General features: G+C 27.8%; 24 protein-coding genes. 11 read left to right on the top strand and 13 right to left on the bottom strand.

The window, feature by feature from the left end:
• Positions 1-50 precede the first annotated feature (50 nt).
• Positions 51-884: an EamA family transporter gene (locus HRT41_09935; GenBank protein NQY24345.1), complete on the top strand. Its 834-nt coding sequence runs from the start codon at positions 51-53 to the stop codon at positions 882-884.
• Here the strand turns inward: HRT41_09935 and HRT41_09930 are convergent.
• A complete protein-coding gene (locus HRT41_09930) occupies positions 871-1,527 on the bottom strand; it encodes a response regulator transcription factor (protein ID NQY24344.1) in 657 nt (218 codons plus the stop codon). The genes HRT41_09935 and HRT41_09930 overlap by 14 nt on opposite strands.
• Positions 1,508-3,703: a hypothetical protein gene (locus HRT41_09925; GenBank protein ID NQY24343.1), complete on the bottom strand. Its 2,196-nt coding sequence runs from the start codon at positions 3,701-3,703 to the stop codon at positions 1,508-1,510. The genes HRT41_09930 and HRT41_09925 overlap by 20 nt, the downstream gene beginning before the upstream one ends.
• Positions 3,704-4,030: 327 nt before the next feature.
• Between HRT41_09925 and HRT41_09920 the strand changes: the two genes are divergently transcribed.
• From HRT41_09920 to HRT41_09905, 4 genes are all read left to right on the top strand, one after another.
• Positions 4,031-4,975 (top strand): TAXI family TRAP transporter solute-binding subunit, encoded by a 945-nt coding sequence (locus tag HRT41_09920; protein NQY24342.1) that lies wholly within the window; start codon positions 4,031-4,033, stop codon positions 4,973-4,975.
• Positions 4,976-5,098: 123 nt separating this feature from the next.
• The gene (locus tag HRT41_09915; GenBank protein ID NQY24341.1) at positions 5,099-7,210 is read left to right on the top strand and encodes a TRAP transporter permease; all 2,112 of its coding nucleotides are present in this window, start codon (positions 5,099-5,101) and stop codon (positions 7,208-7,210) included.
• 48 nt (positions 7,211-7,258) lie between these two features.
• The gene (locus HRT41_09910) at positions 7,259-8,065 is read left to right on the top strand and encodes an AraC family transcriptional regulator (GenBank protein NQY24340.1); all 807 of its coding nucleotides are present in this window, start codon (positions 7,259-7,261) and stop codon (positions 8,063-8,065) included.
• Positions 8,066-8,195: 130 nt separating this feature from the next.
• Positions 8,196-8,837 (top strand): LysE family translocator, encoded by a 642-nt coding sequence (locus HRT41_09905; protein NQY24339.1) that lies wholly within the window; start codon positions 8,196-8,198, stop codon positions 8,835-8,837.
• A 19-nt stretch (positions 8,838-8,856) separates the two neighbouring features.
• On the opposite strand, the gene HRT41_09900 is transcribed toward HRT41_09905, so the two are convergent.
• Together HRT41_09900 and HRT41_09895 are read right to left on the bottom strand one after the other, a co-directional pair.
• The gene (locus HRT41_09900; protein NQY24338.1) at positions 8,857-9,237 is read right to left on the bottom strand and encodes a VOC family protein; all 381 of its coding nucleotides are present in this window, start codon (positions 9,235-9,237) and stop codon (positions 8,857-8,859) included.
• Positions 9,227-10,066: a LysR family transcriptional regulator gene (locus HRT41_09895; protein NQY24337.1), complete on the bottom strand. Its 840-nt coding sequence runs from the start codon at positions 10,064-10,066 to the stop codon at positions 9,227-9,229. The genes HRT41_09900 and HRT41_09895 overlap by 11 nt, the downstream gene beginning before the upstream one ends.
• A gap of 106 nt (positions 10,067-10,172) precedes the next feature.
• Here HRT41_09895 and HRT41_09890 point away from each other — a divergent pair, with 106 nt between their 5' ends.
• Both HRT41_09890 and HRT41_09885 read left to right on the top strand, forming a co-directional pair.
• Positions 10,173-11,354, top strand: coding sequence for a YbfB/YjiJ family MFS transporter (locus tag HRT41_09890; protein ID NQY24336.1), 1,182 nt, complete (start codon positions 10,173-10,175; stop codon positions 11,352-11,354).
• A 10-nt stretch (positions 11,355-11,364) separates the two neighbouring features.
• Positions 11,365-11,577: a 2-hydroxymuconate tautomerase family protein gene (locus HRT41_09885; protein ID NQY24335.1), complete on the top strand. Its 213-nt coding sequence runs from the start codon at positions 11,365-11,367 to the stop codon at positions 11,575-11,577.
• Between the two features lies 1 nt (position 11,578).
• Here the strand turns inward: HRT41_09885 and HRT41_09880 are convergent, their stop codons facing one another.
• The 6 genes from HRT41_09880 to dnaA form a co-directional block, all read right to left on the bottom strand.
• Positions 11,579-13,852, bottom strand: coding sequence for an EAL domain-containing protein (locus HRT41_09880; protein NQY24334.1), 2,274 nt, complete (start codon positions 13,850-13,852; stop codon positions 11,579-11,581).
• 205 nt (positions 13,853-14,057) lie between these two features.
• A complete protein-coding gene (locus HRT41_09875; GenBank protein NQY24333.1) occupies positions 14,058-14,462 on the bottom strand; it encodes a DUF3010 family protein in 405 nt (134 codons plus the stop codon).
• A 96-nt stretch (positions 14,463-14,558) separates the two neighbouring features.
• A complete protein-coding gene (locus HRT41_09870; protein ID NQY24332.1) occupies positions 14,559-15,305 on the bottom strand; it encodes an ion transporter in 747 nt (248 codons plus the stop codon).
• Positions 15,306-15,489: 184 nt separating this feature from the next.
• Positions 15,490-17,811 (bottom strand): DNA topoisomerase (ATP-hydrolyzing) subunit B, encoded by a 2,322-nt coding sequence (gyrB, locus tag HRT41_09865; protein ID NQY24331.1) that lies wholly within the window; start codon positions 17,809-17,811, stop codon positions 15,490-15,492.
• Between the two features lie 9 nt (positions 17,812-17,820).
• Positions 17,821-18,894, bottom strand: coding sequence for a DNA polymerase III subunit beta (locus HRT41_09860; protein ID NQY24330.1), 1,074 nt, complete (start codon positions 18,892-18,894; stop codon positions 17,821-17,823).
• A 168-nt stretch (positions 18,895-19,062) separates the two neighbouring features.
• Positions 19,063-20,379 (bottom strand): chromosomal replication initiator protein DnaA, encoded by a 1,317-nt coding sequence (gene dnaA / locus HRT41_09855; protein NQY24329.1) that lies wholly within the window; start codon positions 20,377-20,379, stop codon positions 19,063-19,065.
• A gap of 206 nt (positions 20,380-20,585) precedes the next feature.
• Here dnaA and ruvC point away from each other — a divergent pair, with 206 nt between their 5' ends.
• The gene (gene ruvC, locus HRT41_09850; protein NQY24328.1) at positions 20,586-21,053 is read left to right on the top strand and encodes a crossover junction endodeoxyribonuclease RuvC; all 468 of its coding nucleotides are present in this window, start codon (positions 20,586-20,588) and stop codon (positions 21,051-21,053) included.
• A gap of 10 nt (positions 21,054-21,063) precedes the next feature.
• Here ruvC and HRT41_09845 read toward each other — a convergent pair whose 3' ends face one another.
• Positions 21,064-21,666, bottom strand: a complete 603-nt coding sequence (locus HRT41_09845; GenBank protein ID NQY24327.1) for a pyridoxamine 5'-phosphate oxidase family protein — start codon at positions 21,664-21,666, stop codon at positions 21,064-21,066.
• An 89-nt stretch (positions 21,667-21,755) separates the two neighbouring features.
• On the opposite strand from HRT41_09845, the gene HRT41_09840 reads away from it, so the two are divergent.
• Entirely contained in the window at positions 21,756-23,138 is a 1,383-nt protein-coding gene (locus HRT41_09840) for a PLP-dependent aminotransferase family protein (protein ID NQY24326.1), read from the top strand.
• A 51-nt stretch (positions 23,139-23,189) separates the two neighbouring features.
• Positions 23,190-23,567 (top strand): 5-carboxymethyl-2-hydroxymuconate isomerase, encoded by a 378-nt coding sequence (locus HRT41_09835; GenBank protein ID NQY24325.1) that lies wholly within the window; start codon positions 23,190-23,192, stop codon positions 23,565-23,567.
• A 1-nt stretch (position 23,568) separates the two neighbouring features.
• Here HRT41_09835 and HRT41_09830 read toward each other — a convergent pair whose 3' ends face one another.
• Together HRT41_09830 and HRT41_09825 are read right to left on the bottom strand one after the other, a co-directional pair.
• Positions 23,569-24,813, bottom strand: coding sequence for a PHP domain-containing protein (locus HRT41_09830; protein NQY24324.1), 1,245 nt, complete (start codon positions 24,811-24,813; stop codon positions 23,569-23,571).
• A 155-nt stretch (positions 24,814-24,968) separates the two neighbouring features.
• Positions 24,969-25,619: a CDP-alcohol phosphatidyltransferase family protein gene (locus HRT41_09825; GenBank protein ID NQY24323.1), complete on the bottom strand. Its 651-nt coding sequence runs from the start codon at positions 25,617-25,619 to the stop codon at positions 24,969-24,971.
• 67 nt (positions 25,620-25,686) lie between these two features.
• On the opposite strand from HRT41_09825, the gene HRT41_09820 reads away from it, so the two are divergent.
• On the top strand, positions 25,687-26,130 hold the full coding sequence (locus tag HRT41_09820; protein ID NQY24322.1) for an adenylyltransferase/cytidyltransferase family protein: 444 nt from the start codon (positions 25,687-25,689) through the stop codon (positions 26,128-26,130).
• Positions 26,131-26,379: the final 249 nt, after the last annotated feature.

Here is a 26,379-nt window from a genome sequence, read left to right as displayed (position 1 = left end):
TATTGAGGGAGTTTATACTATAATAAATCAAAAAAATTTAAGGCACCTTTATCAATAATAAATTACTTTTTTTGATTATTCTTTCTTTGTTTTTTTTAGCCTCAAACTCTTTATTAGTAAAATGGGCTTTATTGCAAAACAGCATAGATCCCTACTCTTTTACTTTAATACGCCTTCTTTCAGGAGCTTTAGTTTTAAATCTCTATCTTGTATATAAAGAAAAAAAATTAAGCTTTTCTTTTAAAGAGAATTTTTTGTCTTCTTTTGTTTTGTTTTCTTATGCCATTTGTTTTTCCTATGCTTATATAGGTCTGGATGCTGGTTTGGGTACCTTAATATTATTTTCTTCCGTACAGTTGAGCATGATTTTTTTAGCACTTAGAAAAAAAGAACGAATTAATATAAAACAAGGTCTTGGAATTTTACTGGCTTTATCTGGATTAATGTATTTACTCTATCCAAACCAAGCCTTCGAATTATCATATTTTCATGTTTTTTTAATCATAATAGCTGGTATATCCTGGGCAATCTACAGTGTTTTAGGAAAAACAAAAACAAATATTCTAAAAAGTACTACTCAAAATTTCACTTTGGCCAGTATTTTTCTTCTTATATTTTATATATTTTTTCAAAGTGAGATACATATAAGCCAAACAGGTATTGTTTTGGCTTTACTTTCAGGAACATTAACCTCTGCGCTTGCGTATGTTTTATGGTATTTTATTTTACAGCGCATTAAGATTACAACAGCCAGCATCATTCAACTGGCTGTTCCCATTATTGCAATTTTTATTTCTATCTTGTTTTTAGGAGAGAGTTTAAGTCTTAAACTGCTCTTATCCTCAGCTGTTATTTTGTTAGGAATTGCTATTAGCTTAGTTTAACAGTGTTTCCTAAGGTATATCCAAGTCCTGTAACTATCTTAATAGAACCTTCTGGCAGCTTTTTTCTTAATCTTTTTACCAGTGCTCTAATATTATCAAGATTGGTTATCTCTCCTTCCCAAACGTACGTTTCAAGTTCTTCATAAGATACAACTTTATTCAAATTTACAATATACAATTCTAAAAATAGAATCTCTTTTTTTGTTAGAATTATTTTTTCATCGTTTTCATACAAAATATGCTCAACAAAAGAATATTTACATTGGGGTGAGAACTGAATAAATTTGCTAGGTACTACACATAAGTGTTTCACTTTTTGCACCAATTCATATATAAAAAAAGGTTTTTTAATATAATCATTACAGCCAAACTCATAAGAACTTTTGATTTTGTCTAGTTCATGATTTGAGCTTATAATGAGTACTGTTGTATCTTTATTATAAGAACGAATATGTTTAAGCAAAGAAATTCCATCTAAAGAAGGTACATTAATATCTAGAATAAAACAAGAATAACCATTATTAATAGCATCCAATGCACTTTCTCCATCATCAAAACAATCTACTTGATAACCTTCTTTTTCAAGACCTTTTTTCATTACATTGGATAATGTCACATTATCTTCAAGCACTAATAGTTTCATTATACGCCTTTAGTTTAATTAAAAATTTACTTCCTATTTCACAAGGAAGGCAGCTTATTTCGCCTAAGAGTTTATCTTCTATAATCAGTCGTGTCATATACAAACCAATTCCATTTCCTTTTTCTTTGGTTGAAAAATATTGTCGAAAAATATTTTTATGATCTTCACTTGCAATTCCAGGGCCATTGTCACTGATATAGATTAAAATTTGACCGTTTTGGTTTTTAAAAACAATCTTTAACTCTCTGTTCTTTTTTTCATTATATAATAAAGCTTCTTTGGCGTTATTTACAATATTTAAAATTGCTTGCATAAACTCATTCTCATATCCATATACAAATAAATTAGATGAAGGATTAACATCTAGTTTGATATCAATATAATTATACTTCATATTATGTTTAACAATATTCAACATTGACTCAATCGTAGTAAAAACATTAAAACTTGTTTTTTCTTTTGAAGGAATAATAAAATCTTGAAAATCATTAATAGTATCTGTCATATATTTTGCTTGAATCATAATATTATTAATATGATAAGAATCTTCTTCTTTATCTCCATGATTTCCACTGTAAAACATATCTTGAGCTAAAGCAGTAATCTCAACTAAAGGAGACTTCCATTGGTGAGCAATAGAAGAAAAAACTTCCCCAATTTCAGCAAGCTTGGATTGCTGAATCATATATTGTACATGTTTTATTTTCTCTTCTTCTCTTTCTTTTTCTTTTGTTACATCTGTAAAAATAGTTACCGTTCCACTTCCATTATCAACACTTTGATAAGAAGTTTGAGAAATTAAATAAATATTTTTCTTTGATATCAGGTCTTTTGCATATATTTTTTCACCCTTAGATATTAAAAGTTTATTTTTATTTAAAAAGCTTGAAATTTCATAGGCTCTTGGATAATGACTGATAAAACCATCTAATCGTGCACCCTTTAAATTAAAATAGGTAATATCTACCAGTTCACAAAAACGAGCGTTTGCATCTAATATTATTCCATTTTCATCTTGCCAAAATATTGGAGATTCAATGGCATTTAATAATAGTTTATCAAATTCAACGCGTTGTTTTAATTTTCGTGCAGCTATTTGTTTCTCTTTTAAGGCATTTAATAAAGCAAAAATAATCATAAGTAAAAAAGGAGTAAAAAGAAAAACCCAGTTAATCAAGGAACGATGTTTTTCAAAAAAGTTCTGAGGTACATTAATTATTTTTAGGTTTTTCAAATTTGAAGGAAGTTTCAAAGCATATTTTTCAACTTCATTCGCATCAAAATAATGGAAAAAATCTTTGTATTCATTTATCATTGGTTTTGCACTTGCATTGTTTAAAATAATAAGTGTTTTATTCGCAGTTCTTTTTCCTAAATCCATATAAGAAACTGTTTTACCTCCTATTACACCTTCGTTTAAGAACAAAGAATCTGTAACAAAAACAGGTAATTTGAAGTTCTTAATAGCTGCTTTTACTTCTTTGCTCGTATAAAAACGTCCATTAATGTCATTGGTAAAACGCACAAAGAGTATGGCTTCATTTTTTCTTTTTTTAGAAAAATTCTCTTTTAATTCTGCCAAGGTATCATCGCGTAAATAATCGATTTTTATGCGATGTATAAAATCTCTTTTTGCTCGTATAATAAAAGGACTTGTTACTTCTGCATTAATACTTCTGTCATTAATAATATATATCTTTTTTAAAGCAGGCATGCTTTTTAGCATGAGTTCTATATTGTCTTTAATGTGTAGTTTTTTTACAAGTCCATGGATTTTATCTTGCATATTATAAATTTCAATGAGTTCTTTTGAATAATTTTCTATTCCTGTAAATAAAATAGGCTCATTGTTAAATAAAATATGATAATTTTTTAAAGCAAATAAATAAGCGAATTTATCAATGGTTATAATTAAATCAAAAGATCTGTTTTTTAATTGTAAAGAATAAAGATTGCTAAGCTCTTGGATATAATCTCTTGAATGAATCTCTTTTGAATCCATATACAAAACATTTATTTTAACATCTATAGAAAAATACAATACTTCTTCTATATTCTTGATCATAGTATCTGAGACTTCAAAGCCCTTATGATAGGAGCTTAAGATTAATATATTTTGTGTTTTTGCAGCTAGGTTTGTTAAAAGACACAAAAGACATACAAAGAAAAATTTCATTATAAACCTTTTTTAAGACTTAATATTTATACCAAAAAAAATGTTAAAATAAAATTGTTATATTTTTGAATATTTTTATATTTATATACTTTTGAATTAAGAGTTTATAAATGTTATAAATAAATTGCATTACTTATATAAATTATTATATAATAAAATTAATAAGTATTATTTGATTTATCTCCCTTGGCATCTTGAAAATCGGAATCTTCTATGGATATAAATTATTAAATTAATATTACTTTTTTAGCTAAATTCAAGTAAAAAAGTCATTTTTAGTTCATCTTTATTACTTATAATCTCACTATATATTTTAGAGGAAATAAAATGAAAAATCTAGCATCACTTACACTATTTGCAACATTGAGTTTGCCTATTTTTGCAACAGAGTTTATTACTATTGGTACAGGCGGAGTTACAGGTACATATTACCCTACAGGTGGAGCTATTTGTAGATTAGTAAACAAAATGAAAAAAGAGACCAAAATCAGATGTTCTGTAGAATCAACAGGCGGTTCTGTTTATAATATTAATACCATTAAAAACAAAGAATTGGATTTTGGTATTGCACAAAGTGATGTTGTTTACCAAGCGTCAAGAGGAAATGGTAAATTTAAGGGTAAAAAAGTAAGTAAACTTAGATCTGTTATGGCAATTTATCCTGAATTATTGGCACTTGTTACGCGAAAAGATTCAAATATTTATAAATTAAGTGACATTAAGGGAAAAAGAATTAATTTAGGAAACCCTGGTTCTGGAAATGAAGCAACGGCATTAACACTTTTTGACCTAAGTGATATTAAAAAATCCAGTTTAAAATTTGCAGGGGCATTAAAAGCAGCAGAAATGCCAGATGCGCTAAGAGACAATAAAATTGATGGTTATTTTTACATGATAGGACATCCAACTGCTAATATAAAAGATGCTTCTAACTCAGTTGATACCAGAATTGTACCTCTTGTTGGCTCAAATGTGGATGATCTACTAAAAAAATATCCTTATTTCGCAAGAGCAAATATACAAGGTGGAATGTATAAAGGAAATGAAAAAGATATAAAAACCTTTGGTGTTAAAGCAGTACTTGTTACTTCTACTGATGTAAGTGAAAAAGCAGTATACACTGTAGTAAAAGCAGTCCTTGAAAACTTTGAAGCTTTCAAAAAATTGCACCCAGCTTATGCTCATATTACAAAAGAATCATTACTTGATGGTTTATCTGCGCCTTTACATAAAGGGGCAAAAAAGTATTTCAAAGAGGCTGGAATACGTTAATTTATTAAAGGCTTTGCCTTTAATAAGACCATATATTGTTTATAAAAAACTATAAATAAAAATCTATGGCAATATTTCCAAATATCAAATCAAAGAATCATTGTTAAAATATAAAGGTACATCATGAATATTTATGATCAAAAGTTAAAGAGTTTAGAAAGTAATAATGAACACGAACAATGTGTTTTAAATGAATTTAGTGGACAAAGAGTTTTTACAAAAAAGAATTATGAATTCTGGCTAATTTCGGGGATTGCACTTTTATGGTCTTTATTTCAATTATATATAGTCGTAGAACCTATTAACTCAACTATTTCAAGATCACTTCATCTCTCTTTTGCTTTAGCACTTACTTTTTTAATGTATCCAATGATACAAAAAGCCTACTTTTTTGCCAAAATCAGATGGTTTGGTTATCTTTTTACAATAATTGCTGTATCTGCTACTGCTTATATAACTATTTTTTACGAAGAACTTTCGCAAAGACCAGGAGATTATATTCCCACAGATATTTTTGTTGCTTTATTGGCTATGGTTATTTTATTAGAAGCAGGAAGAAGAGTTCTTGGAATTGCTTTGACTATTATTGCTTTGGTTTTTTTATCTTATGATGTTTTAGGGCCTTTTATGCCTGAAATTATTCAGCATAAAGGGGCTTCTTTTAGTAAACTAGCGGGTCATATGTTTTTAACAACAGAAGGAATTTTTGGTGTTCCTTTAGGTGTATCTACTTCTTTTGTATTCCTTTTTGTTTTATTTGGTTCTTTACTTGAAAAAGCGGGAGCAGGTCAGTATTTTATTACTTTGGCGTATTCAATGTTAGGAAAATACAGAGGAGGCCCAGCAAAAGCTTCTGTTGTAGCATCTGGTTTTACAGGAATTATGTCAGGTTCTTCCATAGCAAATACGGTTACAACTGGAACATTCACTATTCCTTTAATGAAAAGAACAGGTTTTACCCCTGAAAAAGCAGGAGCTATAGAAGTTGCTGCTTCTACAAATGGCCAATTAATGCCACCTGTTATGGGAGCTGCTGCTTTTATTATTGCAGAATTTTTAGGAATGTCTTACACCCAAGTAATTTATGCTGCGTTTATTCCTGCTTTTGTATCTTATTTTGCACTGTTTTATATTGTTCATTTGGAGTCTTTAAAATTAGGTCTAATAGGCATGAAAGCAAGTGAATTACCTCCTAAATTTAAAACCTTTATTAATGGAGCACATTTTTTAATTCCTATTGCATTTTTATTGTACACGCTTATGATTTTAAGAGAGTCTGCCATGAGTGCTGCTTTTAATGCAATTATGTTATTAATGTTGATAATGGTTTTTCAAAATCCATTTAAAGCTTATATAACAAAAAAGAAAATCACTCAAAAAATCCTTTTAAGTGGTTTTGTTGATATTTTAAATGGAATGATAGCAGGGGCTAAGAATATGATTCCTATTGCAGTTGCTACTGCATTAGCTGGTATTATTATTGGTTCTATTACCTTAACAGGTCTGGGGCAAGTATTATTAGAAGTAATTGAAAGTGTTTCTGGTGGTAATATTTTTATTATTCTTATTTTAACAGCCCTAGTATCTTTGATTCTTGGAATGGGTTTACCTACAACTGCTAATTATATTGTAATGGCTTCCTTAACAGCACCTGTTATTATGATATTAGCACAAGATAATGGTTATTTTATTCCTACAATTGCAGCACATTTATTTGTATTTTATTTTGGAATTTTAGCAGATGATACTCCACCTGTTGGACTTGCAGCCTATGCAGCTGCTGGAATTGCTAAAAGCGATCCTATTAAAACAGGAATACAAGGTTTTATTTATGATATTAGAACAGCAATCTTGCCTTTTATGTTTTTCTTTAACCCTGAGTTATTGTTAATTTCTGCAGTTGATAAAAGTAATACCTCGAATGTAGATGCTTGGGTTTGGATTACAGATCCTTACCAAATAATAACTATTTTCCTTACTGCTTTTATTGGGATGATGGCATTTTCTTGTTTCACTCAAGGCTATTTTTTAGCACGACTTAGTTTACTTGAGCGACTGTTATTTTTAATTATTGTGCCTTTTATGTTTTTACCAAAAATAATGAAAGAGCTGTGTTATTTAGAAAGTCAATACGTGTCTTATACCATTGGTATTTCTATATTTTTAGGTATTTATATTATTCAAAAAGCGGTAGTTAGAAATCAAAAAGGGGCACCTTTAGAAGGAGAAATTTAAGAGTTCTTCTTTAATTTAAAGAATGATATAATTAACAAAAAGACTTATATGCAAGATACAAATAATTTTTTCTTAGATAAAAAGATGCCTTATTTAGAATGTAGGTATTCCAATTCTTCTAAAAACTATAAAGAGCATATGCATGATACTTTCTCTATTGGCGCTATAGTTAAAGGCCAAAGAGAATTTCATGTAAACAAGAAAAGCTTTCAAGTTAAAGCAAACTATCTTGCCATTATAAATTCAAATCAAGCCCACTCTTGTAATACAGATAAAAACAATACCCAAAGTGAATATTATGTTTTGTATTTAGACAATGCTTGGTGCTTAAATTTACAAAAATCCTTATTTTCTTCACTTTCTACACTTCAAAATTTTTCCAAGTATTTATTAGAAGATGAAGAATTATTCCAAGAATTTGTTAATTTGTGTGCTTTACTTTTTTCAAAGGAGTTTTATTTAAAAAAAGAAGAAGTGCTTATTAATTTTATGCACAAACTTTACAAAAAATATCTTAAACTTAACAATAAACCTTATGAATATGATGGCCTTGATGAAGTGGCCCTTTATTTAAAAGAAAACGTATCTTACTCCATCTCGCTTGATACACTGGCTAAAAAGTTTGATATTAATAAATTTGTTTTAATTCGAAGTTTTAATAAAAAATATGGTTTAAGTGTACATTCTTATTTTATTAATCTTAAAATAAATCATGCAAAAGTTTTGTTAAAAGAAGGAAATACCATCGTAAATACTGCTTTAGAATTAGGATTTAATGATCAAAGCCATTTTCACAGACACTTTTTAAAACGTATAGCTGCAACACCAAAAGACTATCAAAAGGAAAATAAATAAGGGCTATTATGATTCCAATTAATACCATCATAACTTTAATATTTATTCTTTGGTTTTTTTCTTAACTAGTCAATTTTATTCAATACATTAATTCTCATATTTTATATACTTCTTTTTTTAAAGGAAAGATATGGAATTTAATTTATTAGCGTTTTTTACACTGGCTCTGGCACATTTTTTGGCATTATTAAGCCCAGGTGTTGATTTTTTTGTAATCGTCTCTAATACCAGTAAGTATGGCAAACTATCAGGAATTTTAACTTCTTTTGGAATAGCTTTTGCTAATCTATTTTATATTTGTTTGGCTTTATTTGGGATATCTTTAATTCAAGATAATCCAAGTGTTTTTCTTTTTATCAAAATTATTGGAGCCTTGTATTTATTGTATATAGCAAAATCCCTTTTACAAGCAAAAAAAAGAGACTTATTTGTAAACAGGACAACAAGTAGTGTGACTTTAAAAAAAGGGCTATTAAAACATTTTTTTATGGGTTTTTTTTCTGCTTTATTAAACCCTAAAAATTCTATCTTTTATTTTACACTTTTTTCTTTATCTATTAAAAACAATACAAGTATGTATACACAATATTTTTATGCTCTATGGATGTTTTTTGCGGTTCTTTTTTGGGATATATTCATAGTTACTTTATTATCAAATAAAAAATCTAAATCTTTCATGCAGAAATATTCCAATACTATAGAAAAAATTTCTGCTTATATCTTAATATTCATATCCATGTTAATTTTATATGAAATAGTAAATAGTAAATAATAAAACGTACGTTTTGTAATTATATATAATTTGAAATTTCAATTAAATTTAAATCTGGGTCTCTGATATAAAGTGAAAGTATTTCTCCACAAGCACCCGTTCTTTTAATGGGACCTTCTAATATAGTGATATTTAAATTTTTTAAATGTTCAAGCACTGAAGAAATATCATTTTCAGTAATAAAACACAAATCTGCACTTCCTGGCATTACCTTATGTGCTTTTGGTTCAAATTCATTTTTATATTCATGAAGATTAATTTTTTGATTTCCATACTTTAAAGCAATTCTGTTTTCTTTAAATATTTCTTTTTCCATGCCTAAAACATTGACATAAAAATCACTAGTGATATCAACATCTTTAACAGTTAATACTAAATGATCTAGGCTTTTAATCTTCATTTTTCAACTCCATATTTATCAAATATTCACTAATACTAGGAACATAATTTTTTCTGCATATCAAACATGTAGGAATATTGGATAAGTCTTCATTTAAATCAATGCGTTTTAAATCCTTTTCGTAACCCAACTTTTTAACTATATGAATGGGTAAAAGTGTTTTTCCCATACCTGCTTTTACACAACCTAAAATGGTATTGTAAGAACCAAACTCCAGAACTTTATAATTGGAATTTCCCATTTTTTTGTAATGATCTTGCAATAAAGAAGAATATCTACAACCTTTTCTAAGAATTAACAAAACATTAGGAATATTTCCAATCTTTGATTCAAACAATGCTGTATGTTCATCAAAATGATTAAGAACTTTTAGCTCTTTATTTAAAGGAATTCCAGATACAAAAGCAATATCAACCTTATATTCAAGTAAATCTTTAATCATTTCATCAGTAGTCCCTGTAAAAAGTTCTAACTGCATTTTTGGAAAATCTTTGTGTAGATTTACTAAAAAAGGTACAATTCTCAAAACTGCATTGGACTCAGTAGAACCCACTTTTAAAGATTCTTGTTTTTGAAGATTTTTCATACTAAAGGTTGTTTCTTCAATCTTTCGAACAATTTCAAGTGCCGAATCAAAAAGTTTCTCACCTGCTTTTGTTAGAATAACTCCCTTTGGAATACGGTGAAAGAGCTCATGACCAATATTTTTCTCTAACTGTTTAATTCTAGAACTTACATTAGATTGAGCAAACTCTAACTCTTTAGCTGCTAAAGAAATACTTTTAAATTTAGCGACTTCAACAAAAATTTTTAATAAATTTGAATCCATATTTTTCCTTTATATAAGCAAAGATAATATCATGTATCATGATTGATTATTTGACATTACATAACTATTAGTGATATTATACCCTAGAATTTAACAGGAGACAGGCTTGAAAATAAAATTACTTGATAAAAATGAAAATGCATCCATATTATTAGCTGGAATTCTGGCACTTATAATTGGAGTAGGCGTTGCGCGTTTTGTATTCACCTCTTTACTGCCATTTATGTTAGAAGATCGTTTAAGTATCACTTTTGCTGGGGTTTTGGCTTCCTTTAATTATATTGGATATCTAGCTGGTTCAATCTTTTCTGTTTTTATAAAAGACATGAACAGTAAAATAAAATATTTTAGACTTGGAATGTTTTTATGTGTTGTTACTACACTAATATTAGCCACCACACAAAATGACACTGTATGGTTAATCTCTAGAGTAGTAGCTGGTTTTGGCGCAGCAATGGCTCTTATAGTAGGTTCTGCTATAGTATTTAATAAACTAAAAATGCAAGATAAAACTAAAGCAATGGGAATACACTTCTCAGGAATTGGTTTCTCAATTTTAATTACGGATTTAATTTCACGAGGTGTTTTTGCTTATGGTGGAACATGGAGTGACGCGTGGATGGTTTTAAGTATTTTTGCATTTTTTGCATCCTTATATTCTATGTATATCTTATCCATTGAAAAAGAAGTAAAACAAAATATAGTTAAACATCCTTTTGATAAAAAACTCTTCAAAGGTTTTGTAATCGTTTTAATTTTTGCTTATTTTACAGAAGGTATTGGAATGGTAGTTCAAGCTACTTTTCTGCCAGATATTATAAACTCTCTTGAAGGACTTGAAGGATATGGAAGTTATGCATGGACACTTGTTGGCCTTGCAGGTGTTCCTTCTTGTATTATATGGATGAGATTAGCGCATAAGTATGGAAGTGTAAATATTATTATGATAGTAATGTTATTACAAGTTATAGGAATTCTTATTCCAGCTTTTTCTAATAATATTTATTTAAATCTGCTCTCTGGTTTATTATATGGAGGTACTTTTGTTGCACTTGTAGCTTTATTTATGAATCTTGGGGGAAAACTAGCTGGTTCTAACCCTGTTATGTTAATGGGTGCAATCACAACCGCTTACGGAATAGGACAAGTTGCTGCACCTTTATACTCAGTTGCTATTATTGACTACTTTCATTCTTATGATTATGCACTATACCTAACTGCATTTATTGTTAGTTTAGGTGTTTTACTCTTATACACTAGCAAAAAATATATGAATATAACTTATTAAAAGGAAAAAAATGCCCTATATAAATATTAAAATGACACACGAAGATGGTGGTGCAAGCGTTGAGCAAAAAGAAGCCTTAATTAAAGGCATGACAGAAGTATTTGATAAAGTAATTGGAAGAGGTGCTAAAACAGCAGTAGTAATAATTGATGAAGTTTCAACACATAATTATGGAATGGGTGGAAAAACAATCAATAATATAAGGAAAGAACAAAAAACTTAGCTTAAGCTAAGTTTTTTATATACGCTTTTAACTCATCAATTTTTAAGGGCTTAGAATAATAATATCCCTGAATGATATCACAGTGCATTAAAGCCAGTAAATCTCTTTGATCCTTTGTTTCAACGCCTTCTGCAACAGTATAAAAACCCAAGTTTCTAGCAATTGAGATAATACTTTCAACCATGTTTCTAGAAGCTTTATTAACCAAAATATCATCAACAAAACTTTTATCTATTTTTAACTCATCAATAGGAAGTTTTTTTAACAAACTTAAAGAAGAATAGCCTGTACCAAAATCATCAAGAGATACTTTTATATTTTCTTTTTTAAATTTATTTAATACATTTAAAATAAAACCAATGTCTTCAATAAAAATACTTTCTGTAATTTCAATAGTCAAATAATTTTTATCAAAATCATGTTTTTCTATTAAAGCCATAAATTGTAGATAAAAATTTTCTCTAAGAAATTGTTTTACTGAAATATTAATAGATAAATGAAAAGATATTTTTAGTTCATTTTGTATGTCTTTCATATCTTTAATAGAGGTATCAATAATAAAACGCCCTAATTTTGGCATGAAACCTATGTCTTCAACTACTTTTATAAAATCAACAGGACTTACAAAACCCAATTCCTTATTATTCCATCTTACTAACGCTTCCACACCCCGTAAACTACCATTACAATTCATTTGAGGTTGATAAACCATAGAAAATTCTTTGTTATCAAAAGAAGTTTTTAATTGTTTTTCAATCTTAGTATCATTAATATACTTCTTTTTAATACTGTCTTCAAAAATTCTAAATGTATTTCTCGTTTTTTTAGCTTCATACATTGATAAATCAGCATAAGCTTTAATTTTATCCAAATTTGAAGCATCTTTTGGAAATTGGGAAATACCAATGCTTGAACCTAAGATAAACTCCAACGTATCAATACGAAAACTATTTGACAAAGAAGTAAGAATTTTTTGTGCTAAGTTTGAGACTTCGCTTTTATTTATAATCTTACTTATAAGTATGAATTCATCCCCACTATATCGAATAAGAATATCTTCTTTGCTAATAACTTTTTTCAGTCTAAGTGCAATTTCTTGTAAAACCCTATCCCCAACTATATGTCCGTAGTTATCATTAATACTTTTAAAATTATCCATATCAATAAAAAACAAAGAAAAAGGTTGCGTATGATCTACTACAAGTGAATTTTCAATTCCTGATAAAAACATTCTATTGTTTAAACAGGTTAAATAATCATGGGTTGCTTGGTAATGTAACTCTTTACGTTTTTTATTTTCAAATTTTAGAATATACTTAAAAACAAAAAAAGCAATAAGAATTAATATAAGATATATAAATAAAATAATATAAAATGTTTCAAAAAATAAACTCTGCAATTTTACTGCAGGATTTTTTACAACCATCCATAAATCATAACGTTTAATATAACCCACAGAAACTATATATCCATTATTTTTATAAAAATTGTTTTTATTAATGGTAAAAATATCTTCACTATTTTTATAATAATCAATGTCTTTATCTTGCTCTAAGTCCAAAGTGTAATTATTAAAACGTAAAGTTGGAAATGCTTCATTGTAAATATGAAGATTATCGGCATTATTTTGCGGTAATAATTGGAAGTAATGATCAAAGTTTCTAAACAAAGAGATGATATAAGAAGATTTATCTTTAAGTTGTTTGTTTAGAAAATTTTTACCATTATTAACTTTGATAGATGCAGCTAGTACCAAAAAAACTTTTCCATCCTTGTCTCTAATACTTTTACGAATAGGAATGACTAAACTTTTAAAGTTTTTTTGATAATACGTACGACCAATTACCATTTTATCCTCAAGTAAGGTTTGGTTAAAAGTGTCTTTTGTAAAAATATTTTCTTTAAAATTTGGTATTATTTGATTGGCTATTTTACTGTTTGTTACTAAAACATCACCGTCTACATTAATTAAAGCAAGACCAGCTAAGTTTTTATTTAATTCCATTAATCGATCAAATTTTTCTTGATTATATATTTGCGAAATATCATCATTATTTTTTTTCATATCACTGGATAAAATATCTAATATCATTTCGTATTGTAAAAAAAAGGAGTGCAAAGAACTTGAGGAAATTTTTGTAATACTTTCTTGTTTAAGTTTATTAGTATTATATACTTGTGTCCAAAGATTATATGAAACAAGCGAAACAACTAAAAAACCAATAAATACAATAAGGTAAAAAAGTATCCATAAGTTTTTCTTAAAATATAACATTCAGGGCCTTTAAGAATAACAATATATTAAATCTAAACTGTTTAATTGAATAATAAAAGATTATTTTTTTATTTACAGCTTATATATTAGTTAAATAGAAATTATTTAATTCTAATGTGTATATTATATTGAAATATCCTTATACTAAAATTATATTTTTTTTTTAAGATTAGATTAATTTATAACTAAAGCTTTTGAGTATAACTTAAGAACAAATTGCGGTCAAATAAGCTGCTTCTTGATATTTTTTAATTTCTTTAGGAAAAATAACATTATTTTTTTTTTCATAAGAACTTATGCTTTGAGAAGAAAGTAATGATACATCGCAAATACCGCTTAATTGTATGGCTGCTTCCATTTTAAAGGTATTTGCACCACCGCTAAAGTTTCCTTTTTTAGCTCTTTTTTTTATCACCACTTTGTTAATAAGATTTACTTTTAAAAAGCCAGAAATATTATCATAAAATTGAATCATCTCTTTTTGTTCATCATTTGCGTCTAAAGCTATTTTCTTTATCTCTAAAGGAATAAAAACACTTTCTTCATCCTTTTTCTCAATTACAGCTAAAATTGCGTTAGAGGCTTTTAAATCAATTCCACATACTTTCATTTCGACACCCTTTTTGAATCACTTACAATGTGAGTTTTATAAAGAAGTATATAAAATATTTTGAAGAATTATCAAATATATGTCAATATGAAAGATTTATTTAAGGGACTGTTCTTCTTTTTTTTTCTTTTTTCTAAGCCGTTCTTCTTTATTTACTTCAGATAAAGCAGAAGCAACAATACCAGCAGGAATTCCTACAATACCAAGTCCTAGGAGTAAAATAATAGTAGTAAAAATTTTACCTCCCACTGTTATAGGATAAACATCTCCGTATCCTACAGTAGTTAAAGTAGCAACTGCCCACCACATAGAATCAAAAACACTTCTAAATATTTCAGGCTGAGCCGTATTCTCAAAATAATAAATTCCAATAGATGCCAAATAAAACAAAATAATCGTAAAAATAAAAAAGACAATAAATTCTTCTTTTGAATGATGCAAGGCTTTTTCAAATTTATTTAACGTAGCACTGTATCGTACAAGTTTTAACAAAGAAAACAATCGCAAAAGCCTAAAAGCTTTAACTGCTCGTAAATCAATAAACATAGAAAGATAAAAAGGAAGAATTACCAATAAATCAATGAGTCCATAAAAAGAAAATATATAAGAAAGTTTTTTATCCGCTGTATATATTCGTACAAAATATTCAAAAGTAAAAACAGTAATCACAAAAACTTCAAAGTTTTTTAAATAGTTTATCGTTGAATAACTGTTATCAGGAATGGTTTCAATTGAAAAAGCAATAATGGATAATATAATTAGAAGTTGATTGCATATATCATAAGTTTTACTTGCAAAGTTATCATTAGAATCAACAAGGTTTTTTAAATAAGATTTAATCATGAAATATATTTCCTTAATAAAAATTATAAAAAATTATAGTTTTTTATAAAAATAATTCTTATTAGAAATTGATTATTTTTATTAAGTTCAAGGCAAGTAGAAGTTCTAAAAGCGGAGTGTACGTAAGTACATGAGCATTTTAGAACTTTTACTTAACGTAGAAATTGATGAAAAGAATCAATTTCTAAACGTCTAAGTGTTCTACATCTTTCGCATGAGCTTCAATATAGTTTCTTCTTGGTTCTACTTCATCTCCCATAAACAGCGTAAAAGTATCAGAAGCAACTGCTGCATCTTCAATTTTTACTCTTAGAAGTCTTCTTGCATCAGGAGTCATAGTTGTTTCCCATAATTGTTCAGGATTCATTTCCCCTAAACCTTTATATCGTTGAATATAAGCACCTTTTTTAGCAAGACCTTCAATTTCATTAAGAATTTCAACCAAATCTCGTCCATTAAACATTGAAATATCTCTTTCTACTAATTTGTGATAAATAAATGTAGCTTCAGAGAAAAATGGAGATGAAAATAATTCATCATCTATAATTAATTCTTCTAAACCTTCTTTAGTTTGTACAAATAATTGAATTTTGTCTTCAGTAATTTTCTCAGATAAAATATTATAACCCTTGTCATCTAAGAATTTTTTAACTTCTATATATAATTCAGCTTGCGGTAATTTCACTAAATCTGAATTTTCAATTAAATGTTTTAATACTTCAAGAAGTGCATAACGTTTTTCTAAAGATTCTAACATCATTCTGTATCTAGCAACTGTTTTAAACATATCAACTAAATCATTGTAACCCATACCTTCAAATTCAAATGATTCTAAACCATTTTCAATTAAAAAATTAGATAATGCAGTATTGTCTTTTAAATAGGTCTCATTTTTACCTTTTTTGTATTTGTACAAGGGAGGCTGAGCAATATATAAATATCCTAAATCAATAATTGGTCGTAAAAATCTGAAAAAGAATGTTAATAAAAGGGTTTGAATATGTAAACCATCAACATCCGCATCTGTCATGATAATGATTTTATGGTATCTTACTTTTTCTTCATTAAATTCTTCACCAATTCCACAACCAATTGCAGTAATCATATTTCTAATTTCATCTGATTTTAAAATTTTATCTAAACGAGATTTTTCAACATTTAAAATCTTACCTTTTAGAGGTAAAATTGCTTGATAAACTCTGTCACGCCCTTGTTTAGCAGATCCACCAGCTGAATCCCCTTCTACTAGATATAATTCTCTAATAGCAGGATCTTTACTTTGACACTCAGCTAATTTACCAGGAAGTGTTCCAACAGATAAAGAATCTTTTTTTCTTGTTAAATCTCTGGCTTTTTTAGCAGCTTCACGTCCTCGAGCAGCCATCATAGATTTTTCCATAATAGCTTTTGCTTGTTGAGGATTTTCTTCAAAGTATTTATCTAATTGTTCTGATGTTAATTGTTGACAAATAGGTTTAACATAAGAATTTCCTAGTTTACCTTTGGTTTGTCCTTCAAATTGTGGTTCTGCTATTTTAATAGAAATAATAGCAATTAAACCTTCTCTTACATCATCACCAGTAATTTTTGCATCTTTATCTCTTGCATTTGCATTTGCTTTTAAGTACTTAACAATTGATCGTGTAAGTCCCGCTTTAAAACCAGTTTCATGCGTTCCCCCATCAATTGTTCTAATATTATTTACAAAAGAAATGGTTCTTTCTGTATAAGTTGTATTATATACCAAAGCAATATCTACTTCTACATCATCAATTCTTGCATTAAATGCCATTGCATCACAAATAGCAGCATCTTTATTTATGTCTTCAACAAATTGTTTAATACCACCTTCAAAATGATAAACTTCTTTAGTATTGGTTATTTCATTTACCAAAGTAATCGTAATAAATGAATTTAAATAAGCTACTTCTCTAAAACGTTTTGCCAAAGTATCAAAATTATATGAATTTACTTCAAAAATACTGTCATCAGCTAAGAACTCAATAGTTGTACCAGTTTTTCTTGGACTGTCACCAATTGTTACGAGTTCTTCTTTAGGTTTACCACAAGAAAATTCTTGATAAAAGATTTTTCCTTCTCTGTAAATAGTCATTTTTAAATCTTTTGATAATGCATTTACAACAGATACACCAACTCCATGTAATCCACCAGAAACTTTATACGTATCTTTATCAAATTTTCCACCCGCATGTAATACTGTTAAAACAACAGTAGCAGCAGAGATATTTTCAGTTGGATGAATAGCAGTAGGAATTCCACGCCCATCATCTTCAACTCTAATATAATGATCTTTAGTCATAGTAACTTTAATATTTTTACAATATCCAGCCATAGCTTCATCAATAGAGTTATCAACAACTTCATAAACTAAGTGATGTAGCCCATTAACATTGGTATCACCAATATACATACCTGGTCTTTTTCTAACAGCTTCTAAACCTTTTAAGACTTTTATATTACTTGCGCCGTATTCTTGTTCGCTCATTTTACTTCCTTATTTTTCTAATACAATTGGCATTACAATTGTATAAAATTTTTCATCTTCTAAATAGAAAGGTAAATTAGATTCATTAAATCCAACTTTAATATTTTCATTATTGCTCATACTTAAAAAATCCAATAAGTATTTAGCATTTACTGCTAAATAAAATTCATCTTCAATATTTAAATTGATATCTACTTGTGTTTTTGCTTCACTGTCTTCATCTAAGGATTCAAATAAAATAGAATTGGGAGTAAAAGTAATTTTGATATTTGAAAATAAAGAAGTTACTAATTTAATAGAATCTACTAACATAGCTTTAGGAATTGATAAAGTATGTTTTAAATTTTTTGGAATAATTCTTTCATAATCAGGAAACTTACCATTTATTAATTTTGAGAAGAATGTCATTCGTTCATTAGAAATTATAATATTGGTATCATCATATAAAATATTTGCTTCATCTAAAAAAAGTTTTTGAATTTCTATAATTGCTTTTTTAGGAATAATAATTTGTGTTTCATCATTGCTTATATTTTGCAGATGGGATATTGCAAGTCGTCTTGTATCTGTAGCTACAAAATTTATAATAGAATTTTTAATATCAATTAAAGATCCATTTAATTCAAACTTTGGATTGTTATTATCAATTGCAGGAGTAATTTTTTTAATCGAATTAATTAAATTAATAGTTGATATATCTAATTTCTTTAAATTATCACTTGTAGGAAATGAAGGGTATTCATTTGCATCATACATTGGTAATTTAAAAGTAGATTTATTTTGTTTAATAATCAGATTATTATTTGAATCTGTATCTAAAATAATATCTTCATCTTTTAGTCTTTTAATTATTCCTAATAGATTATTACCATTAACAGTAGCTTTACCATCTGTTATATCTCTTATATCTGTTACTAGTGATGTTAATCCTACTTCATAATCAGTTGCTTTGATTATTAATTTAGCATTTAATGTTTCCAGATAAATATGTGATGTTATTGAACTTGCATCTTTTTTTTCTAAAAATGGTTGCATAGACGAAATGATATTTTCGAATATAGATTTAGTAATTATGAATCTCATTTTTACTCCCTTATTATATATTTTAAGTAGTGGTAGTAGTAGTACATGTGAAAAGATGAAAACATAGCTGTATCATTGAGCTTAACGTAATGAAAGCCTGTTATTAACTTTGATATTATATTCACATCTTTTCACACAAAAGCATTTAACTTTTATTCTACTATTTTTTTACCACTCCTTATTTATGATTTTATTCTTCAAATTTTGAATAATTAATTTAAAATTTTGATCTTTTTCTATTAATTCATTTGCTTTTTTAATATTATGAGAAATTGAAGAGTGATCCTTCATTCCTAAAAACTTAGCAATGTCTGGCATAGAGTTATGTGTAAGATCTCGTGCTAAATAAATCACAACTCTTCTGGCATTAGCAACAGTTGCTGTTCTTTTTTTAGATCTAATGTCGCTTGGTTTAATATTAAGCTCACTTGCTACTACATTTATTATATCAGGTAATTTAATATTCTCTTTTGTTTCTTTAATAGTATCTTTTAATAAGGCTTGTACCATTTCAAGATTTATTTCTTGGTTTAATAGAGATGCTGAAGCATTAATACGGATTAGTACGCCTTCAATTTCTCTAATAGATGAATCAAGATTGGTTGCAATATAATTTACAATGTCTTTGGTTAAAACAATTCCATTTAATTCAGATTTTTTTTCAATAATTGCAATTTTTGTTTCTAAACCTGGAATCTGAATATCTGCTGTTAATCCCCACTCAAAACGAGATTTTAATCTATCAACTAAACCTGCAATTTGCGAAGGAAGTCTGTCTGAGGTCATTATAATTTGTTTTTTAGCATTGTGTAATTCATTAAAGGTATGAAAAAACTCTTCTTGAGTTTGTTCTTTTCCTGATAAAAATTGAATATCATCTATAAGTAAAACATCGCAATTTCGGTACTTAGCACGGAAGTGATCCATGTTTTTATTTTTAATTGAGAAAGTGAAATCATTCATGAACTGTTCAATTGTTACATAAATAATTGTTTTTCCTTCTTCAATTGCAGAATTACCTATACTTTGAAGTAAATGTGTTTTTCCTAAACCCGTTCCACCATAAATAAATAATGGATTGTATTGAATTCCTGGTTTTTTAGATACGGCTAAAGAAGCATTATAAGCCATTTGATTTGAAGAACCTACAATGAAAGAATCAAAGGTATAAGAAGGATTTAGAATAGTACTTTCAGTGGTTTTTTCTTTTTCATTTTGAGATAATATTGCTTTTTTTGTTTTTCTCTCACCTGTAACTTTTATTTCAATTGCGGGTGTATAGTTTTCCATTTTTTCAAAGCAGTTTTGTATTACTGTTGTATATTTGCTTTTAATATACATAGCAATAAATTTATTTGGCACTTCAAAAATAGCTATTTTTTCATCCGAAGATGTTTTTTTATATATTAACTGTTTTAGGTACCTATCATAGTCAATAGAAGAATTTTCTTCTTTTAAAATTGTTAAAATATCTTTATTTGTCATTAATTATTAACTCTTTGTTTAGATGTCAAATATTATATCTAATTTTATATAAAAACTTATTCACGACGTGAATAATACGTTAATAACTTGTGAATAAGTTTATAATTAAGTGAATATTTATGTATAATGAACGCTATATAGGCAAATAAGATGTGAATAGTTCTCATTATTGTAATGTGAATTAAGTGAATAAAAAGGGTTAAGACGTGAATATATTGGGAATAGATCCAGGTACTATTAACTGTGGATATGCAATTGTGGCTAAAAATGGTAGTAGTATTAAACTTATTGAAGCTGGATTAATTAAAATGAAATCAAGAATTTTACAAGAACAAATTCTTGAAATGGTAGAAGGTTTGGAGCTAATTTTTTCTAAGCATACAATTGATGAAGTTTCAATTGAAGATATGTTTTTTGCATTTAATCCAAAAACAGTTATAAAATTGGCTCAATTTAGAGGAGCAATTTCATTAAAAGTATTACAAGAATTTGGAAATTTTGCCGAATATACGCCCTTACAGGTTAAAAAAGCAGTGACAGGAAATGGAAAAGCTACAAAAGAGCAGGTGGCTTTCATGGTTAAAAGACTTTTGGGTATAAAAAAAGAAATTAAACCACTTGATATAACGGATGCAATTGCAATAGCAATTACTCACTCTCAAAGAATAAGATGATTAATTCATCTTATTTTTCTTCGTGATACATTCTCATTAACTCTAGCGTTTCTAAATCTTTTTGTGTGCCTCTTTTTTCTAAATGTTCTACTACTCTTGCATATCTTTTTTTATTATAGTTTTGGCCAAATTTAAATTTTGCAGATGTTTCGTGAGGTATAAGTTTATACATAGCTGTTGATTTTATTATTCTTTGATATATTTCATCGCTTAATGCAATATATTGTCCTTCTTTTTGGTATTTTTTCATTAAAGCAGCAAAACCTTGTGTTTTTTCTTCAAAATTATCTACAAATTCAATCATTCCATCTATAATTACAGACTTATATAAATGTGTAGCAGGGGATGCTCTTCCATCATCAGTTGAGAAATAAGAAGGCAATAAAGAATAGGCTTCAACCATTGAAAAAGATGCATATGCATTTTCTCTAATCATTTGTATTTTTTTTCCTTTTTTAGCTCCATGAAAATATATTTCACCTTTATACTCTACATAATTAATAGGTACACTATAAGGTTTATTGTCCACACAAAGTGCCAGTGTTCCGTATTCATTTTCGCTTATTAAACGTTTTACAATTTGCGAGCTTTCAATAGTAAATGCTTTTTTCATGCTTGTCCTTTTGTTTTAATTGTGATAATATATCAAAAAACTGACCATCTTTAAAGATACAAATTATATAAATAATATAAGGACAGATGATGTATGTATTAGATTCTAATAGTAAAATACCCTTGTTTATTCAATTGTACCAAGCCATTAAAAAAGACATAACGAGTTCTTATGAAATAGGAGATAAACTTTTTTCTATAAGAAAAATGTGTAATAGGTATAATCTTAGCAAAACGACCGTTTCAAATGCTTACTCACAATTAGTTATTGAAGGTTATATTGATAGTAAAAACAGATCTTCATATTTTGTTATTGCGAATAATTATAAAAATATTGATTCTTCTTGTTTTAATGAAATGAATGAAATAAAAATTGAAAAAGTACACTATGATTATGATTTTTACCCTGCAAGGCAAGAAAAAAATTCTTTTCCTCTTAAAATTTGGAAACGCCTAAGCAATAAAAGTCTGGATGCCAATTTAGATTATTGTGATAACTCACAAGCTAAAGGTGAGAGGGGTTTAATAGAAGAGATAAGTAAATACTTAAGCTTATCTAGGAAAGTTAAGTGTGAGGCATCTCAGATAATTGTATGTCATGGTTTTGATGATTCTATGATGTTATTAACAAAAATATTAAAAAAAACACATAAATCTTTAGCAATCGAATGTCCAGGTTATAAATTAGCAAAAGATGTTTTTTTAGAACAAGGATATTGTATTGATGAAATAGCTCTAAATGAAAGTGGAATTGTTTTAAAGGAGCTTGCGAAAACGAAAAGTAAAATTCTTTATTTAACCCCTTCCCATCAATTTCCAACAGGAGTTAGTATTCCTATATCAAACAGACTGCAAATTCTTGCTTGGGCAAAAAAGAACAAAGCTTTTATTATTGAAGATGATTACGACAGTGAACTTTCTTATTACAATAGACCAATACCAAGTCTGCAAGGTTTAGATGATAATGACTCTGTTATATATTTAGGAACATTTTCTAAGTCTTTGTCTCCTAGTTTAAGAATATCTTATATGGTTTTGCCAAAACAGCTTTTAAAAGTGTATTTGGACTTAAGTGATTCTAAACATGCACGTGTTTCTTTAATGCTTCAAAATACCCTTTCTTTGTTCATGAAAGAAGGATTTTGGGATAAACATCAAAGAAAAGTACGAACCCTTAATAAAAGAAAACATAAGATAATGAAAGAATTATTATTAGATAAATTAAAAGACACAGTAATAATAAAAAGTGAAGGTATTGGTTTATCTTTAGTCATTGATGCAAAAGATAAAATGGACTTTAGTCTTTTACATTCTTTGGCTTTAAAAGAAAAGATTAAAATTTATTTTGTACACGATGTAGCTATTGGTACATACGATGGTATTCGTATGGGTTTTGGTGGTTTAAAAGAAGAAGATTTTGCAAAAGCAATAGAAAGATTTTCAAAGATCTGGTTTTTGTGTTTAAATAAGTAAACAATGACAAAAGAAGATTGTGGTTATAATAAAGTAAAAAAAGGCCTTATTATGCCACATTTTGTAATAGATTGTTCGGAAGATATTCTAAGCCTGCACAAAGAAGAAAAAATACTAGAACAAGTCAATATTTTGCTTATTGAAACGAAACTTTTCCATGAAAATGATATAAAAATAAGAATAAATTTTTATAAAAAATACATTACTGGAAATAAAAAAGAAAACTTTATTCATGTATTTGCAAATATTATGCAAGGAAGAACTATTGAACAAAAAGTTTATTTATCTAAAACACTTGTTGGGGGTTTAAGTTCAATGTTTCCCTCTCTTAAACATATTGGCTGTAATGTTGTGGAGTTTGAGAGGGCCTCATATTTTAATAAAAATATGCTTGACCCTAATTATGAGTTTTCTATGCCCAAGATTTAGTTTAAGTAAAAAAACGCTTAGTATAATTTTCCAGTTTTTGTTTTACAATATTTATTTTTCTTTCATAACTTATATCATTTAAAAATTGATCAACATATAATTTAGCTAATCTGCTTTTTAAGCTAAGGTGTTTTGGATAATATTCTTTTATTAAAAAATAAGAATATGAAGCTAAAGCATCTTTTCCTATGTATTGATGCTCTTTATTTTCTCTTTTGAATACTGCACAGCTAAGACCTTCTTTGATTGAAGATATGATACCTTCATTGCTTTTTTCTTTGACAAATAAAAGAGTAAATCTTTCTCCGAGTTCATGATTGCTGTCATGGGCATCTGAATTACCAAAAGGTGCTAAGTATTTAATATCACTTTTATTTTGCAAAGTCGTTAAATAGGTCATGTTATTGTGTTCTCTTATTTTCTCTTCCCCAAAAACTTCTACTCCATCTAATTGCGAACTTTTTATCATTTCTCTATAAAATGCTTGGTGTAAGTGATATTTTCCATCTTTATATACCCAGTTTGGATGGGCAAGGATGGAAATTCCTTTTGCTTCTTTTATTTTATTAATCACCCAAATATTTTTAGCATAATGTACCGGATCAATGTTTTCATCAATGTCTTCTTTTTTTAGTATTTTTACAATTTCTTGTAGTTCTTTTTGATATTTTGTTTTATCTTTTCTTTGATCTTCAATAGATCTGTTTGCATTAATACATAAGATATGTCCATTGCCTTGTGCAACAGACATGTCTTTTTTTCCACCAACACTTATTTCTTCTCCTGGTAATACTAAGATATCAATATTGTTTTTTTTGACTTTTTTTATGGCATCCAATGAGCCTTCTTGTGCATCGTGATCTGTAACGCTAAGAAAATCCATTCCTGCATCAAGGCAAGCCATAACCATAGCTAAGGGGCTTGTTCTTCCATCTGAGAAAGTTGAATGCATATGTAAATCACCTTTAAGTGGTAGGCGTTTAATCATATTTTTATCAAGGCAAAAAAGTGTAAGAACTTTTGATTCTTTATAGGTAAAATGTACTTTTATAACAAATTCACCAAGAAATTTCATGCTATAAGAAAACAATATGATATTGTTTTTGATTTTATATTTAATACTGTCTTTATGATAAAAATCAGCTCTTGTAAGAATCTCAATAGATTCTACATTGGAAGTATCTTTTAAAGTAAGTTTATAGTTTATGCTTTTATTTATTTCTAAAACTTTTGGGCTTATTTTCATGTTAATTTCCTGCTTTTTTAAAAGTTTAACAGTAAATAATTGCAGTATGATTACAAAAGAGAAAATGATTAAGAATTATAATGTAAGATTTTTTTATTTTAAAGAAAGAATTTTTCTAAGTATAAGCAGATGCTTATCTGCTTATACTCCAAGGTTTATATTAATTGAAGTCCATAAAAAAGTGAAATACCTAAGGTATATGCTGCAAGTAAATAAACATTTCTAGGATTTCCAGAAAGTTTTGGTGTTTTAATTTCAGAAACATTTAAAATAGCCAAACCAACGCCTACTATGGTAAAAATTACTAAAAAAGTACTGTGATCAAATAAGCCTTCAAACAAAAATACAAAAACTAAAACCAAACTATTAACATCAAGTGCAAGACCTGTATATTTGCTGCCTCCTGCTAGTCCATAAGTAGAAAAATAACTAAGTCTTATAGCTGCTGCTGCTAACATAATAAAAGCACCTATTAAATAAATAGGCTCAAACTTTCCATAACTTAAAAGTAAAACAGCTGGAGTAACTCCATAACTAACAATATCTATAACAACATCAAGTTGTCCACCAAATTTAGCATCAGTTGCAGTTCTTCCTTTTAGTTTTCGTGCGACTAAACCATCGGCCCAATCAAAAGCAACAGCCCAAACCATACCAATCATAGCAGCTGCATATACTTCAATAATAGAGAAATATATAGCTAAAACAGTACAAGCAAGTCCTGAAAGCGATAAAAGATTTGGAAGGTCTTTTACATAAGAAAGAATAGTGGGTTGTTTGTTATTTAATGTATCATCTTTTGGCATAAAACGTATGTCCTTGAATTTGAGGTGTAAAGATGCTATTATAGCACAAATATTAGGAGAGTAATTTATGCTTGTATATACTGTTGGTACCTTTGATTTGTTGCATGTTGGACATTTAGATTTATTAGAATATTGTAAAACACTAGGAGATAAATTTGTAGTTGGCGTTGCTTCTGATGAAGTGGTTGCTTCTTATAAAAGAAATGTTCCTGTTATTCCTTTAAATCAAAGAATGGAAATGCTTAAAGCACTACGTTGTGTTGATGATGTAGTATTCTATGATAAACTTGACTATGTAAGCGCTTGTAAGGAATTAGATGTTGATATTTTTGTAATAGGCGAAGATTGGGGAGATAAACCACATAATCTTGCTGTAGAAAAATATCTTAAATCCAAGGGAAAAAAGATTGTTCAAGTGTCTTATAATCCTCAAACATCTTCTACAAAAATTAAACAAAATGTAGTGGCTCAATCACATAAAGGTAAGTTCGCAGCAAATGTTATTGCTTAAGAGCTAAAGTTATTAAAGTAAAGAATAATATATATATTGTTTTGTACTAAAAAAGAACAATCAGAACTGGCAAATATTTTTTAAGTTCTGATTGTATATTAAAGATAAGAGGGCTAAGTAAATTTGTTCTTTAGACTTTTATTTTTATTTCCTTCCTCTTTTAAATTTCTACGAGAGCTAAGTATTATAATATCAAATAAACTTCACATGTATTTTTTGAATAAACAAGAAAAAAACCTTTATTCTTGA

The organism is Campylobacteraceae bacterium, from assembly GCA_013215945.1.
Lineage (GTDB): Bacteria > Campylobacterota > Campylobacteria > Campylobacterales > Arcobacteraceae > NORP36.
Note: the sequence above shows the minus strand (reverse complement) of the source record. Positions and strands in the feature narration are given on the sequence as shown.